Origin of the sequence: Faecalicatena sp. Marseille-Q4148, from assembly GCA_018228665.1 — a bacterium.
Classification (GTDB): domain Bacteria; phylum Bacillota; class Clostridia; order Lachnospirales; family Lachnospiraceae; genus UBA9414.
In genome coordinates this window covers 2880715-2896156 of sequence record CP073692.1, presented here as the reverse complement: position 1 = coordinate 2896156, position 15442 = coordinate 2880715, and the positions used below count along the sequence as shown (strand labels likewise).

The 15442-nt window shown below is 37.1% G+C and carries 14 protein-coding genes; 1 reads left to right on the top strand and 13 read right to left on the bottom strand.

Features of this window, described 5'->3' with window-relative positions; genetic code table 11:
• The first annotated feature begins 6 nt into the window (after nucleotides 1-6).
• Nucleotides 7-1125: a site-specific integrase gene (locus tag KFE17_14005; protein ID QUO31909.1), complete on the top strand. Its 1119-nt coding sequence runs from the start codon at nucleotides 7-9 to the stop codon at nucleotides 1123-1125.
• 61 nt (nucleotides 1126-1186) lie between these two features.
• Here the strand turns inward: KFE17_14005 and guaA are convergent, their stop codons facing one another.
• The 13 genes from guaA to KFE17_13940 form a co-directional block, all read right to left on the bottom strand.
• Nucleotides 1187-2728, bottom strand: a complete 1542-nt coding sequence (gene guaA, locus KFE17_14000) for a glutamine-hydrolyzing GMP synthase (GenBank protein QUO31908.1) — start codon at nucleotides 2726-2728, stop codon at nucleotides 1187-1189.
• 181 nt (nucleotides 2729-2909) lie between these two features.
• Nucleotides 2910-4271 carry an MATE family efflux transporter gene (locus KFE17_13995; protein ID QUO31907.1) on the bottom strand — a complete coding sequence of 454 codons (1362 nt, stop codon included), beginning with the start codon at nucleotides 4269-4271 and terminating at the stop codon, nucleotides 2910-2912.
• 81 nt (nucleotides 4272-4352) lie between these two features.
• On the bottom strand, nucleotides 4353-5177 hold the full coding sequence (locus tag KFE17_13990; protein QUO31906.1) for a radical SAM protein: 825 nt from the start codon (nucleotides 5175-5177) through the stop codon (nucleotides 4353-4355).
• A gap of 127 nt (nucleotides 5178-5304) precedes the next feature.
• On the bottom strand, nucleotides 5305-5463 hold the full coding sequence (locus tag KFE17_13985) for a sporulation transcriptional regulator SpoIIID (protein QUO33728.1): 159 nt from the start codon (nucleotides 5461-5463) through the stop codon (nucleotides 5305-5307).
• Nucleotides 5444-7012: a recombinase family protein gene (locus KFE17_13980; protein ID QUO31905.1), complete on the bottom strand. Its 1569-nt coding sequence runs from the start codon at nucleotides 7010-7012 to the stop codon at nucleotides 5444-5446. Before KFE17_13980 ends, KFE17_13985 begins: the two co-directional genes overlap by 20 nt.
• Before the next feature lie 134 nt (nucleotides 7013-7146).
• The gene (locus KFE17_13975; GenBank protein QUO31904.1) at nucleotides 7147-7524 is read right to left on the bottom strand and encodes a hypothetical protein; all 378 of its coding nucleotides are present in this window, start codon (nucleotides 7522-7524) and stop codon (nucleotides 7147-7149) included.
• Nucleotides 7525-7601: 77 nt separating this feature from the next.
• Nucleotides 7602-8651, bottom strand: a complete 1050-nt coding sequence (locus KFE17_13970) for an N-acetyltransferase (GenBank protein QUO31903.1) — start codon at nucleotides 8649-8651, stop codon at nucleotides 7602-7604.
• A complete protein-coding gene (locus KFE17_13965; protein ID QUO31902.1) occupies nucleotides 8644-9189 on the bottom strand; it encodes an AAA family ATPase in 546 nt (181 codons plus the stop codon). Before KFE17_13965 ends, KFE17_13970 begins: the two co-directional genes overlap by 8 nt.
• Before the next feature lie 22 nt (nucleotides 9190-9211).
• Nucleotides 9212-10150, bottom strand: a complete 939-nt coding sequence (locus KFE17_13960; protein ID QUO31901.1) for a DUF4435 domain-containing protein — start codon at nucleotides 10148-10150, stop codon at nucleotides 9212-9214.
• A 7-nt stretch (nucleotides 10151-10157) separates the two neighbouring features.
• Complete coding sequence (locus KFE17_13955; GenBank protein ID QUO31900.1) at nucleotides 10158-11516, bottom strand: AAA family ATPase; 1359 nt, start codon at nucleotides 11514-11516, stop codon at nucleotides 10158-10160.
• 130 nt (nucleotides 11517-11646) lie between these two features.
• On the bottom strand, nucleotides 11647-11814 hold the full coding sequence (locus KFE17_13950; protein ID QUO31899.1) for a hypothetical protein: 168 nt from the start codon (nucleotides 11812-11814) through the stop codon (nucleotides 11647-11649).
• Nucleotides 11815-11977: 163 nt separating this feature from the next.
• Entirely contained in the window at nucleotides 11978-13879 is a 1902-nt protein-coding gene (locus KFE17_13945; GenBank protein ID QUO31898.1) for an AAA family ATPase, read from the bottom strand.
• A 15-nt stretch (nucleotides 13880-13894) separates the two neighbouring features.
• Nucleotides 13895-15442: a MobA/MobL family protein gene (locus tag KFE17_13940; GenBank protein QUO31897.1), complete on the bottom strand. Its 1548-nt coding sequence runs from the start codon at nucleotides 15440-15442 to the stop codon at nucleotides 13895-13897.

The window sequence follows — 15442 nt, the reverse complement described above, 5'->3', positions numbered from 1 at the left end:
ATGTAATTGTCAGTAACAAAAGATACAACAGGGAAATGGATGTCACAGGTACGTGTCAAAGACTATACAGGAAAGACCATCCATAAGAAAAAACGTGGTTTTGCCACAAAAAAAGAGGCTCTGGAGTGGGAAAGAGACTTTCTCAACAAAGCCAATGCAGATATGGGTATGCTGTTTCGGGATTTTGTAGATCTTTATTTTGAGGATATGGGACACCGTCTGAAAGAATCCACCATTATCAGCAAGCGTTATATGATAGATAAGAAAATCCTTCCAGTATTCGGAAAAATCCCGATCAATGAGATTACTCCAAAGGATATCCGTAAATGGCAGAACGGATTGACTGCATATCGTGATAAGAACGGAAAGCCTTATGCTCAGACCTACCTTAGAGCGATCAACAACCAGATTACCGCTATGTTCAATTATGCAGTGAAATATTATGATTTGCGGGAAAATCCATGCACAAAGGCTGGGAGCATGGGAAAGAGCAATGCAGAAGAAATGCAGTTCTGGACAAAGGCAGAATTTGAACAATTTATAGCAGCCGTACAGGATAAGCCAGCTTCTTATACAGCCTTCATGACCATGTACTATACTGGAATGCGGGTAGGCGAACTGTGTGCTTTAACACCGGCTGATGTAGACTTGAAAAATAATACCATCGCCATCAGCAAAACCTTCCAGAGAATCAATGGTAAAGATGTTGTCTGGGCACCTAAAACACCGAAAAGTAACCGGGTTATCACGATACCACAAACACTTGCTGATTGTTTGAAAACCTATATGGATAAGTGTTATGAGATTCAGCCTAACGACAGGCTTTTCCCTTACACCAAACATTTCCTGAACCATGAAATGCTCAGAGGATGTAAAAAATCCGGTGTAAAGAAGATTCGTGTGCATGATCTCCGTCACTCCCATGCCAGCCTTTTGATTGAGATGGGATGCCAGCCACTTCTGATTGCTGACCGTTTAGGGCATGAAAAAATACAGACAACCTTAAATACTTACAGTCATCTGTATCCAAACAAACAAGCCGAAGTCGCACAACAGCTTGAAAACCTTATCAACGGAACAACAGTCCCAGATAGTAGCCAACTGGCAGATGTAGCCAATTTGTAGCCAATAAAAAGAAAAGCCTCTGGAAAGCCTTATAAATCAAGACTTTCCAGAGATGTAGCAACTATTCAAACTCAATCGTTGCCGGCGGTTTTCCAGTACAGTCATACAGTACTCTGTTAACCCCTTTTACTTCATTAACGATTCTGGTTGTCACTTTTCCCAATACTTCCCAAGGAAGTTCTGCACTTTCTGCTGTCATAAAATCACTTGTAAGAACTGCGCGTAATGCAACTGCATAATCATAAGTTCTCTCATCGCCCATACATCCAACAGAACGCATGTTAGTCAATCCTGCAAAATACTGACCTAACGTTGATGCAATACCGGCTTTTGCAATTTCTTCACGATAAATTGCATCTGCTTCTTGAACGATGCGTACCTTCTCCGGTGTAACTTCACCAATAATTCGTACACCAAGTCCAGGACCTGGAAATGGCTGACGGAATACAAGGTACTCTGGAATTCCCAATTCCAGTCCCGCTTTTCTTACTTCATCTTTAAAGAGCAGGCGAAGCGGTTCAATAATTTCTTTAAAATCAACACAGTCCGGAAGTCCTCCAACATTGTGGTGACTCTTGATGACAGCTGATTTTCCAAGTCCGGATTCTATTACATCCGGATAGATTGTTCCCTGTACAAGGAAGTCTACCGCACCTATTTTTTGTGCTTCTTCTTCAAATACGCGGATAAATTCTTCTCCGATAATTTTACGTTTTGTTTCCGGCTCTTCTACTCCGGCAAGTTTTTTATAAAAACGATCCTGTGCATTTACACGAATGAAGTTCAGATCATAATGACCTTCTGGGCCAAATACAGCTTCTACTTCATCTCCCTCATCTTTACGAAGAAGACCATGATCTACAAAGACACAAGTCAGCTGCTTGCCAACTGCTTTGGAAAGAAGTACCGCTGCCACAGATGAATCTACACCGCCGGACAATGCACATAATACTTTTCCGCTGCCAACTTTCTCACGAACTTCCTGAATTGTTTTTTCAACAAAGGAATCCATTTTCCAGTCACCCTTGCATCCACATACGTTATACACGAAATTACTAAGCATTTTGCTTCCTTCCTGTGTATGCATAACTTCTGGGTGAAACTGTACTGCATAAAGATTTTTTCCCGGAAGTTCCATAGCAGCTACCGGACATACTGGCGTGTGCGCTGTAATTTTAAAATGTTCCGGCGCTTTTTCAATATAGTCTGTATGGCTCATCCAGCAAATTGTATCTGGTGATACATTTTCAAATAATTTTGATGTAGTATCCACAGCAACTTCAGTCTTTCCATATTCACTGACCGGTGCTGTTGCCACATTACCGCCAAGCATGTATGCCATCAGCTGGGAACCATAGCAGATACCAAAGATCGGAATTCCAAGCTCAAATATTTCTTTCGGACATCTCGGAGAATCTTCTCCGTAAACACTGTTTGGTCCTCCGGTAAAAATGATCCCCTTTGGATTCATTTCTTTAATTTTTTCTAAACTTAATGTGTATGGATGAACTTCACAATAAACGTTACATTCTCTGACACGTCTTGCGATTAACTGGTTATATTGTCCTCCGAAATCAAGAACGATTACTAATTCGTTTTTCACGTATTTTCCTCCTCAAATAGGTTCTCGTTTTCCAAATAAAAAATGCCACTGACATTACAAACGCCAATAACACGTTTTTATTATAATGTAGCAATGGAAAATTGACAAGAGAATTCTCTAAATCTCTAAAAATTCTCTTGCATGGGGCTTATCTGCATTTACAGCGTATTTATCTTTATGTTTATACTGCTGCCTTTCCTTTCCATTTTCCACTTCTATAGCGCCATACAAAACAGACAGCTCGAACGACCCAGTCAAGAATCATGGCAATCCAAACGCCTAATACACCTATTCCCATATATTTTCCAATAACATAACTCATAACGATTCTGCACAGCCACATGGAAACAATGGAGATCAGCATTGTAACACGAACATCTCCTGCTGCCCGGAATACTGTAGGCAGTACAAATGCCAACGGCCACAACACAATCGCAAATACTCCGTGGAATATTAATATCTGCTCTGCCACAACTGCAGTCTTTGATGACAGATTATAAGCTTTCATAATTAACGGGAGTGCCAGAATGATAATTCCAACCGTTACAATAGTCGCTACAAATGCCAGTAAATGTAATTTCACAGTGTAATAATGCGTCTGTTCATGATCATTTGCCCCAATACACCTCGAAACTACAGTTGTTACTGCAAGAGAAATCGCCATTCCGGGAAGGATTTGGAAACTTGCTACCGCATTTGCCACCGCATTTGCCGCAATTGCATATGTGCCAAATGTAGAAACAAGACTCAACACAAGAATTTTCCCTAATTGAAACATGCTGCTTTCTAATCCATTTGGAACTCCAATATATAAGATCTTCTTGACTTTTGTCCAGTCAAATTGATAACGCAATGATTTTTTTATATGCAGCGTCAAATCTTGATTACATACAAGTATTGTAATCATAATCGCCGCAAACATTCGTGACACCAGTGTCGGAATCGCAACGCCTTCTGTACCGCAGTGGAATCCATAAATTAATATTGCATTTCCGACAACATTAATCAAGTTCATCAACATAGAAACTTGCATGGAAACTTTTGAATTCCCCATCGTTCTGAAAATTGCCGCCCCTGCATTATACAATGCAATAAATGGAATTGATGCTGTTACAATCATCAAATAGGTATTTGCATATGCTGCAACTTCATCAGTAATCTCCCCAAACACTGTATTTAAAATAAAATCTTTTCCAAGATACATCAGCACCATAATAATCACTGCACAAATTGTCACAAACCATACAAGCTGATTGGCTGCTTCACATGCATCTTCCTTCTTTTTCTGTCCGAGATACTGTCCGGCAATTACTGCTCCTCCGGTAGCCAATGCTCCAAAAATATTAATCAATAAAATCATAATACTGTCAACAAGAGAAACACTGGAGACAGCTGCCTCCCCAACACTTGCTACCATAATAGAGTCTGCCATTCCCACAAGTACTGCCAAAAACTGTTCGACAACCAATGGAACAATCAATGCTGCTAATGCCTTATTATCAAACAGATAATGACTTCTGTCTGTTTTTATTTTTTCCCTCACGCTACCACTTCTTTCCCTGATCTCATAAAATAAAGAAACAAAGCAGGTGCCCCCGCTTTGTTTAAAACTAGATACTATTTATTATATCAGCAAATGCTCTATTCTTTCAATCATTTCTTTTGTTTGTTCTGGAATTCTCCCCGTCATTTTGATGATATTCGTAGTATGCGTTGTATCAAGTTCCACTGATTTTTCGATGTGTAATTGTTCCAGCAATGTTTTTAATTCAAAAAGCTTCTCTTTTATTGGCGCTTCTACAAACATACCTTTTTTTACCATTTCTGCCAATTCAGTCATCTCAAACACTGTTAAATTCATTGTGATAATTTTGGTTGGCACAAACTGATTCAAAAGTTCTGCTGTTAACTTTGCATTTTTCTCGCCATTTCCTTCTCCTGCAATTCCATACATTATAATTGCATAAAATGGGATTTTGGCTTCATTTAGTTTTTTCCCCTGATTTGCAGCAATTTCTGACGTATGCCCTTTTTTCATCAATCGCAATACTTCGTCATTTCCTGTTTCAAAACCAACATAAAGTAATCGCAACCCTTCTGCATGAAGCTTTTGTAATTCTTCTACACTATATTTCTGCAGACTGCGAACAGATGCATACGCTGCCACACATCCACAATATGGAAAATATTTTTTTATTAATTCCAGTACACGAAACATTTTCTCAAATCCAATGGACAGTGGATCCGCACCTGTCAAAAATACTCGTTCCGTATATGTATTTCCATTCATCAACTCATGTTCTATTTCCCGCAAAGGAATCTCACTATATGTATTATCTTTATACATCGAACAAAAAGCACAACGGTTGTATGGACATCCTGTTGTAACAGGTATTAATGTTGTATGGATTTCACTTTGTGGATAATGTACACTCTGAATTTCACTCATACTCGATTCCTCCTTTAAAAAGCCTTTAGAGTAGTAATTCTTATTTTTATTATACTCCGGAAGGCCTATCTATAAAAGAGAAAATGGCTAGGAATATTAATTTTCCCAACCATTGTTAATTGTTATGTTAATGCTCCAAATGTAAATATTTTTCCCGTGTCGCCATTCCTCCCCGGATATGTCTCTCAGATTTGTTTAAGTCTAATACTGTTCGTGTCTTTTCTGCAAGTAATGGATTAATCTGCTGCAATCTTTCAGTTACGTCTTTATGTTTGGTCGTTACTATTTAGAGCTGTTTTATTTTCACATTCGTCTTCCACTAAAATGCTTTCATTTAATCCCAAATCACCTAGTAAACGAAGGTAAATATCCACATTTCCCTCTTTGTCTACTTCTATTTTCTTAATCAGTCTCTTTAATTGTACGTTAGTCATCTCATGAACATCTGTAATATCCTCAATCTGCTTAAAGGTATCATTTAAGATTTTTTCCATCTGATCTCCTTTTGTCAAATTGCTGGATACCATTTTCAATTCATTCTCCAGACGATCCAGTTCTTGGCGAGTACCACCCAACTTATCATTCAATTCTTCTCTTGAAATCAAATCATCGGTATACATATCCATATATTTCTGTCGCATTCTCTGTAATCTGGCAATCTGCAAATTCAGTTCCTTCTCATACTCTGCATTTTCATCTTTCGCTTTGTACACTCTTTGAAATTCTTTCACAACATAATCGATCACTTTATTTTTTTGTTGAAGAACCCGATTAAAATATTCTTGTAAAACCTGGATCAATTCTTCTTCATCTACAGCGGTTTTATTTGGACAGCTATCTGCTCCTTTTCCATTTCTTCCGGAACAAACCCAACGCACATACGTATTTTTATAAGTACGAACTGTTCTTCGGAAAGACCAGCCACATTCTTTACATTTAATCAATGTAGAAAACAAATATTTGTTGCTTTGTCGCTCATGATTCAGATTGAATGCATCGTTTCTTCCACGAAGAATTTCCTGTGCTTTTTCAAACACCTCATCTTCAATCATACGAAGCTCCGGACGTTCCACAACAAGCCATTCCGTTTCATCCTTCTCTCTTCTCTGACCAGTCAGAAAATCACTGATTTCCTGTTTTCCATTGATAATCTTTCCCGTATAAATCTCATTGGTCAAAATCCGACAGATGGCATTTTGACTCCATTTGCAGTTTCTCTTTGTCCGATACCCCTTTTCATTCAGCATATTGGAAATCTTGGCAGCACCATATCCTTCTTCTGTGTACCACTTATAAATTTGCTTTACAACTTTTGATTCTTCTTTGTTAATCTCAAGATTGAAATAGTCTCCAATTGTTTTATCATATCCGTACACAATGTTAGGAACTCGTCCTTTTTCTGCATTCAGTTTTTTACCAAATTTCACTCGCTTAGATGTATTGGCACTTTCTTCCTGAGCCAATGCTCCAAAGATGGTGAGAACAAACTCACTATTTCCCATACTTGTCATATTCGCTGTAAGGAACTGTGTTTCAATACCTAACGCTTTCAACTTGCGAACATTCTGTAAAAGATCTACGGTATTTCTGGCAAAGCGAGAAATATCCTTTACAACAACCATATCAAACATTCCTTTTTCCGCATCGGACATCATGCGAAGAAATTCCTTGCGATTTTTGATTTTCGTTCCGGAAATACCTTCATCTGCATATAATTTTACTAAAACATCTCCGGTACGCTGGGTGTATTCGGAGAAAAATTCCTTTTGCGCTTCTAAACTGTTGAGCTGGTCGGCTTTATCTGTGGAAACACGGCAATAGGCTGCTATCTTCATAGGATTATCCTTTCTGTTAGGTATATATCATTCTGTTACTACTTTTTATTATATCGTAAAAATGGGAGATGTAAACAGAAAAATAGAGGATTATTAAGTAAGTTGTAATCTTAATAATCCCCTGCATACATTTTTTACGCTTCTTCTACGTATTGAAAAGACTGTGGCGCACTATTCACTCCGTAATCTTTCAACTCTTTTGGCTTTCCATATTTGATAACATTTTTTAATTTATAAGCAACAGCTTGATTTCTATTTTTATAATATTGATCAAAAAATTTTTTATCAATTCCTGATTTTGTTTTTGTTTTTTTCCAAATAACTTCTGGATTATCAACAAGAACATCTTCAACCTCAGCTTCTCCTACTACTTTCATAATTGGAGTTGTAGAATAAATTAGAATTTTATCTACTTGTCTTTTACATGCTTTTTTTCTAAATTCGTATCTCTTAGTTCCATTCAATATATTTTCTACATGATTAGGATTAATTGATAATAAGATTGCACACATTATTTTCACTCCACTTCAAAATTTTATATAATATATTATACGACAATCAATTTACGATTTCAACACCTTTTCGAACATTAGTTCTTGTCAACAAAAATCTTATTGACTTCTCCTCTATGAACTATTTTTTGAAATTGTTCATTTGTCAATTCAAAAAAACCCCAATACTGATTTCGTTCTAACCCTATTTCTTCTATCAAGTCATGACGTACAATTCTCTTTTTCATAGCAGCATTATAAGTCATTTTTATAGCTTTACATTCTCCTCGATTAAACCAGTAACGCAAATCATTCTTGTCAAACACACTATATTTACTTACATAATTATAAAATTCTTCAAATGAAAGAAATTCATCTTGCTTTTTTACTTCTTCTACTACACAAACAGACGTAGCTACTGCAGAATACTCTGCACTTCTTCCATATTCAGCGGTCCTATAAATAATTACTATATCTCCGTATTTCAACGATTCAACTTGCCCCATCGAACATACATATACCTTTTGAATCGAATTCGTATAAGAAACATCTGTAATAATATTTTTGTTTTCTGTTGTCAAAATAGAATCTGGAAACATAACCGAATGGTATTTAGGATAAATACTTAACAAATATTTCTTTACTGTTCCACAATCAACCAATGGAAAATCCTTCTTAATATCACCAGTTATTATATTCATTCGTTTCAAATACACATTTTCTATATATTCGCCTTCTCCCTTTGTACCATATAATTCGAAGCCAAATTGTTGCACCAAATCTATAAGTGTTTTATGTTTTTCATAAATCGTAACATAGCAAACATCCACTTTTTCGTTCGAAGCATAATCCATAATTATCTTAATAAATTGTTCACCCATTTTGGTTCCATGTGCATCAATTTTAAAAGTCCCTACCTTTAATATTCTATCTGCATAAATAGGAGGGGTAACATCTTCAACGCACAATTTTTCTACCTTCAAATATAAAAAACCTACTAACTTCTCATCGACATATTGAACAAATGCATCCTGATTGCTTTTTCTCTTAAACCATTCATCAAAGCCTGGATAATCCGCTCTCAAAGATTGAAAAAAAGAATCCTGCAAATTTATTTCAGCAAATGTTTTATGTGAGATATTATTCAATATTGTCACCTCCAATTTCTTGTATTCTTTTCATAAATTCCACTCCCGTACACTCATGTGTAATTATCACATACGGTATTTTATATTTTTCCCATAATTCCTCCGCAAACTTTTGTTCTTCATGTTGCATCTTTTCTATCGACTCTATTCTGATTTCTTTCCCATCTCTTGCATTAATTCTGCCTAAAATCAGATCAGGACAATCTTGCAAAAGTACTATTCCTTCTATCTGAGTTTCATAAAAAAAATTTTCTGGAATACGAACCACATTTCCTTCTGTATCAAAAATACATAAATGTCCATCTAATATAAAACTATTTTCATCTTTCAATTTTGCTTCTTTTATCGCTTTAATCAGAATATCTTGATTATTCTTCACATTACGGACTTTCTTATATCCCGCATCTGTTGAAGGTTGATACTTTTCAATCAAAGTACTCGCTGAATAGATATTATATTCTTCGATTTCTTTCTTAATCTTCTCTAAAAAGAAACCTTTTCCAACGCCATGTACTCCTGAAAATAAAATACTTTTCATTTATAAACATTCCTTTCCTACTTTATGCACAATTTATATTAGATTCCAAAAAAGTTTCTAAGCTACTTACTGGTTTAATCCTAGGTGCTAACATAACCATTGTTCCACCCTCGGTTAATTGACATATCCGTTTAGGGGCATTAGTTTCTTCACTATATAACGAGGGAACATACTTCTGAGCATTATCCATAATGTATTCTAGTACTTCCACCATAAATCCTAATGCCCATTTGCCTCTTACTGAATAATTTTTCTTATCTTTTTCAAATCTACTTTGCATCTGCAAAATTTTTTCTTCATGCTTGCTTGATAGTTTCAAATTTTCATATAAATATTCTTTAATAGGTTTTCCCTTGACCAATTCCACCCAAACATTTTCACTATCTATTTTTATCATCTTTTTGATTTTAGCATATTTCGCCAAACGCACTTTATTAACAATATTACTAACCAACACGGCTGCCATACCGTAGGTCGAATTATCACAAAATGTTTTCCATCGTTCAAGATATATTTCTCTAATCTTTTCTAATTCTTCATCTTTAGCATTAGCAAATCCGTAAAAATCTTCTAATACTTCCATAAACATTTCTGCATTCACTGCATCATTCTCAAACGAATATTGATCAGTTATATATACATTTGTATCTATAAATTGTTTTTCTCCCATCCAATAAGAGAAATCACGATCCACAAAAAACAAAATTTTATTTTTTTCATAAATACTCCAGTCAAAAGCACTATATACTTCTAGTACAGACTCTTTTCCGCCTACATACTGTTTTCTCATTTGAATATCAGCATATTTTCTTTTTATTATTTGTCCGTAATACCCCAGGTCTTCTCTCCCCTCACAAACAATATAGATTTTCTTCTCATCCCTTTTGTATTCAGTCTTTATATTATGTACAAACACATTGACTTTTTTCCGAGCAAGACTGTGTCTTTCCAACATATTCATTATTTTATCACTCCACTGTTAAAAATTCTTCCATTGCACATGCATATGATAATAATGAATTATCATAAACAAATGGGGATTGTGTGGCCACGATAAGGTGGTCACACATGCCACTCTTTAAGACGTCTTCCAAGATAGTTTCTTGCCAAGTAACAGAGAGCGACAATTCAGGCTCATCAATAATGATTATACTCTGTTGTTTAATGAACAAGTAAATGTAACTAAAAAGAGCTACTATTTGCTTCTCTCCAGAAGATAACTGTTCTATATTCATTTCTTTTTGGCTTCCGTCACGACTCTGAACAGTTATTGCGTATTCAAAACTTTTAGGTTTATACACAAATTCTTTCCCTGATAAATATTGATTACATACATAAAAAAAATGTTCCAGTTTGCTTTCGATTTCTTTGAGACTTTCATATCTCTTAATCAACATATTATAGTAATAAATTACAATTTTATCATATTCATCGTATACTTCCGTTTTCTCTATAATAGCAAGCAACTTTTCTTTTATCGGGGTTTTATCTACATCCAAAAGTTCATCTTCATTTAAACTTTCGAATATCATTTTTATGCTTTCAGCCTCCATATATTCTTCGGGAATAGAATCTATCTGCTGAAAGTCTTGAGTCAGTATTCCTTTAAAGCAATCTAAGTTTAATTGAGCGGAAGTTCTTGCATACTTTGATTTAATTTCCGAAATCAGTTCATGTATTGCATCATTAACGTCGCTCATACCAATATGCGAAACTTCCATCTTCAGATTTTTCAAATTATGTATAGGATAACTCTTGTATCTTCTTCGTTCCAATTCTCTTTCCTGCAGCTCTGGATTCTTTTCAATTCTTCGATATGTAGGCATATATAACACGGGCTGGTTCAAACATCTTTTCAACCACTCAGAGATTTCCTTTATTGACTCCGGAACTCTAGATGCAATTTCTTCAAGCCGTTCTATTTCTACATCAAACATTCCTTCTGGATATCGCATTCGTTCTAAATGTTCTAGCACTTTCTCTGCCATAACCTTATCTCTGAGACCATCTAAATATCTACGCCTAAATGATATAGGCAAACGAGATAATATCTCAGAATCCGCATCTATCAAATATTCTTCTGGCTTTCCCAATTGTTCCTTCGTAAACTCTTTCTGCTCTGTTCCAATGGTAATTCGAATTCGCTCAAAATCCTCTTTGATTAACCGTCCCCACTTTTCGGCTAGCGTATAATATATAATTCTTAAAACAGTACTCTTTCCACTTCCATTTTCGCCTACCATAACTAATTTACCATCGTTGATTTTCAAATGGTAATTTCTTTCTCCCCATAAGCCAATAATACAAAACTCTTTTATTTGATTCATTTCTAACAACTCCTTTAACCAATCATATAGTTCTTCACAATTCAAATTTTATTTTATGTAATAAAGGATATTTTCATTATACTTTGAGTACACACTTTTGTCCATTGATGTAATTTAAATTCAAAATCTTTTATTTTTCGCCTTGCTTGTCCTCTTCCGCACTCTTCTCAGCTACCTCCTGCATAACTCGTTCAACTTTCTTCGCATTCACCTCAACAAATACTTTTAATATGTAATCGGCGGTCACTTCCGCAGTATTCGGATTATGAAAACGATAATTCAGTTTTTGTTTCTTCATAGCGGTGCTCCCACCTCCCTTTTCTCTTTGTCCATTACTATGAAAATACCTATTAAAATAGACCTTAACTATCATCTATTCGTAATTACTCTGACATTGGCGGCTGGCAAAAGCATCTATAAAGACTGCCAATGCCAAAGTAATTTTTTGCCAATGTCATCTTTTATTCTGTGATTAACGCAACTGTTTTTCTTCCCTGACACCAGTCATAGCTTAATCTACTTTCCAATTGCTTTCTTGCATCTCTTCCTGTTCTGGAAGAAATCCCATAGGCAAGTAGTTCTGCCTCTAATTCTTCTAAACACATCACTTTTCGTTTGGTTAATAACTCCAGGATCAACTTCTGTGCCTTTTCCAGTTTCGTTTCCTTTTTCGTTCCTGCTTTCCCCATCAGCAGATCTTCAATGGATATATCGTATTCTCCTAACCATTTTAAGCCTTCTTCTCCTAAAGAAAACGCTACCGGATTTTCCTTCTTAGCAAGAGAATCCTTTTGCTGATATACCACTCGGATATCCTGTTCCTTCTCTTTTTCCACCTTTTCTACAAATAAGATGCTTCGTACTGCCGCTGCGATATCAATGGATCCCAGGGAACGGTAATCACTCTGACTTCCCGACGACTTATTCAAATGTCCAATGAGAACAATGGCGCATCCAGTTCTCTCTGCAATCGTACTGAGATGTCGGAATAATGGCCGTATCTCATTGGCCCGGTTCATATCCACATTGGCTCCCAGATAGGCCTGTATGGGATCCATGATCATGAGGCGTACATTGTTCTGGCGGATGGCTTTTTCAATCCGATCGTCCGTCATAGAAAGCTGTTTTTCATCTTCATTGATGAATCGCACCCTTGTCATATCTGCACCACATTTTGCTAATCTAGGCTTAATGGTATCTGCTATTCCATCCTCTGCTGTTTGATACAACACATTAAAGGGTTCTATGGGAAGTGCATTGGGAAGTTCCTTTCCGTTGGTACAGTATGCAGCAATCGCCATTGCAAGCCATGTTTTTCCTTTTCCCGGATTTCCCTGGATCAAAGTAACCTTTCCAAAGGGAATGAACGGATACCATAGCCACTGGACCACCGTTTCCTCAACCTCCGACATCTTCATGACCGGAACTGGTTTTTCCCTGGCATCTCTCCAACACATCTGCTTTGCCATATTTTCTACCGAAACTTCTGCTACCAGACATTCATTCCAGTCTTTCTTCACCGGTTCTAATCGGTACACGCTCAATTTCTCTGGAATAAGAGAAACAAACTGCCTGCATCTCTCATTTCCAGGCTCATCATTATCCAGACACAAGTAGATGGAATGGATATGAGGATATTCTGTATACATCCGTTTCATTGCTTTTTCACTCAATCCTCCCAGGGAAATATAACTATGCTTTTCCCATTCTTCTGGAACTGCAGTGATATAAGACAAAAGATCAATGGGGGATTCAAACACAAACAGTTTTTCATCCGTTCCTATATGGCCAAATCCATAGATTTTTTCTGAACCTCTTGCTTCCCCACGATATCGTTTCTCATCGGTTCCCCGCATAGCTGCATATCTGGGATTCTGTTCTTTGTCTCTTCCAACGAATACCACATTGTGATAGTTTTTACTTTCATAAATATCCCCTTTTTCGATCATCTGATCTACAAGCTGTTTGGATAGTTTTCTCTGCTCAATCAGGTACTTCCTTGCAATCTCACAGTTTTCATTTCTTTTTGGCAGTTCCAATCCAGGCAAGGGGATGGGGCAGACCTTCTGTCTGCCTGCATCTTCCTTCGCCGTTCTATTATTGCTGTCTCCCTCTTCGCCTAATAATTCTTTGACTGCCTCTGCAAAAGAAAGACCGTAGAATTCTTTCATAAAATCAATGGCATGACCGCCTTTATTCTGACTAAAACGATACCATTCGTTCTTGTTGATCATCACACTGTCATGTCGCAACCATCGGTATTCCTTCCCGCATCGTTTGAACTGTTCCCCTCTCCCAGAAAGAAAAACATATAAATCTGTATCATCTGCTCTTTGAATCTGTTCTCTTGTATATTCTTCCATTTTCTAAAATTCCTCCTATAATTCCATTCCATGATGTTTCTTCTTTCGTTTCATGGTTCTCACTGCCTCTTTTGTTTCTGTGGCGTGCTCCCTCTTGTTTGTTTCTGGAAGAGAAACCCCTTCGTCCTCCTCTGCCATCAAAGCTTCCACATGATTTTTGATTCCCTCATACTTTCGTAACATCGCATGGATCCGTTTATCTTCTTTTCGTAAAGCAGCTATCTCTTCTGATAAACTAGCGGCTTCTCGTTTCCATTGTCCTTCTGGAATCTTCCCACTTGGGTCTAGATTTTCTTTTAAGATTCTTTCCGAACGATAATATCCGCTAAGTTCCTTCTTATGTTCCTCTTTGAATTTTTCCCTGCCAAAATATTTCTTCTTTAATTCCAGATAAACAGGTCTCGTTTCAAAATACTCTTTCATCGCATAAAGGTTGCTGTTGACACTTCGTAAAGCAGACAATTGTTGATTCAATCGCTGACTTACCTCTTTTAGCTGAGTATCTAATTCCTGGATTTTCTCTGTCAGCTGTTCTGGGGTTCTCACATCCTGCTCTTCCAAAAAGCGGATCGTCTCTGCAAATTGTTTCAGATTCGTATTCTTCGCCTTTTGTGTTCCATAAGCGTAAGATTCTGCAACTGCATTTCTCTTGTCATAATAGTTTCTTAGATAATCTGCTAAAGTTGGCTGATGTAAGAACAGCATCCGTTCCATCAACTGGCTTTGTCGAAGCAAAGACCATTGAAGAAGATTCTTTGCCCGTTCTTTCATATCATTTAAGGCTCGGATGAGTCGGTTTAAACTTCCCAATGCAGTTGAAATTCCTCTTGCTTCCATTGCCTGTACGTTCGGTCCTTCATGCACCATCGGGATCTTATCAATCCCCCGTTCCTCATAAGATCTGGCATCGACTCTTTCTGTAAGTCCTTTTTCTTCATACAGTTCATTGCACATCCTCGCCCAGGCACTTCTCAGTTCTTCCAAGGTTTCTTTCCTGCTCCAATCCGTTGTATGCACTGCCCGAAACACCGGCTGTCCTTTCTGATTCAAAACTGGCTGTCCATCCGGTGTCAGTACTGGAACCTTTTTTTGTTTTTGTCCCCAGGTACCATCTTCCTGTAAAGGGCGGATGGGAACCATGATGTGCATATGGGGATTGGGAATTTTATCCTTTCCCTTCTTCGGATCATGGATTGCCAGATTAGCGATCATTCCTCTTGCCACCAATTGTTCTTCCACAAATCTTCTTGCAAGCTCAATATTTTCTTCCATGGAAAACTCATTCATCAAGGCAATATCAAAGCTGTGTGCCAGCTGTGCTTTCTTATTTCCTTCGATCCATTCCACCTCATTCCAAAGGGTCTCCCTGTCTTTGAGTCTCTCCGGAGCCTGTTTAGGAAGATGGATCTCCGCTAATACCACACCGCCTTTTCTCGTATAATCACTTACTTCTCCATAATACGTACATTCCAGTTTTGCACCGGCTCGATAAGCAGCACTGGCAATGGCAGACTGTCCTTTTCCTCTGGATAATTGATTCAGATGAAAGTGATAACATCCCAT

Bases quoted from the DNA above. Each gene is read 5' to 3' on its own strand.
- KFE17_13990 (QUO31906.1), bottom strand. From the start codon at position 5,177: ATGAGTGAAATTCAGAGTGTACATTATCCACAAAGTGAAATCCATACA.
- KFE17_13980 (QUO31905.1), bottom strand. From the start codon at position 7,012: ATGAAGATAGCAGCCTATTGCCGTGTTTCCACAGATAAAGCCGACCAG.
- KFE17_13975 (QUO31904.1), bottom strand. From the start codon at position 7,524: ATGTGTGCAATCTTATTATCAATTAATCCTAATCATGTAGAAAATATA.
- KFE17_13965 (QUO31902.1), bottom strand. From the start codon at position 9,189: ATGAAAAGTATTTTATTTTCAGGAGTACATGGCGTTGGAAAAGGTTTC.
- KFE17_13960 (QUO31901.1), bottom strand. From the start codon at position 10,150: ATGAATATGTTGGAAAGACACAGTCTTGCTCGGAAAAAAGTCAATGTG.
- KFE17_13955 (QUO31900.1), bottom strand. From the start codon at position 11,516: ATGAATCAAATAAAAGAGTTTTGTATTATTGGCTTATGGGGAGAAAGA.
- KFE17_13950 (QUO31899.1), bottom strand. From the start codon at position 11,814: ATGAAGAAACAAAAACTGAATTATCGTTTTCATAATCCGAATACTGCG.
- KFE17_13945 (QUO31898.1), bottom strand. From the start codon at position 13,879: ATGGAAGAATATACAAGAGAACAGATTCAAAGAGCAGATGATACAGAT.
- KFE17_13940 (QUO31897.1), bottom strand. From the start codon at position 15,442: ATGGGATGTTATCACTTTCATCTGAATCAATTATCCAGAGGAAAAGGA.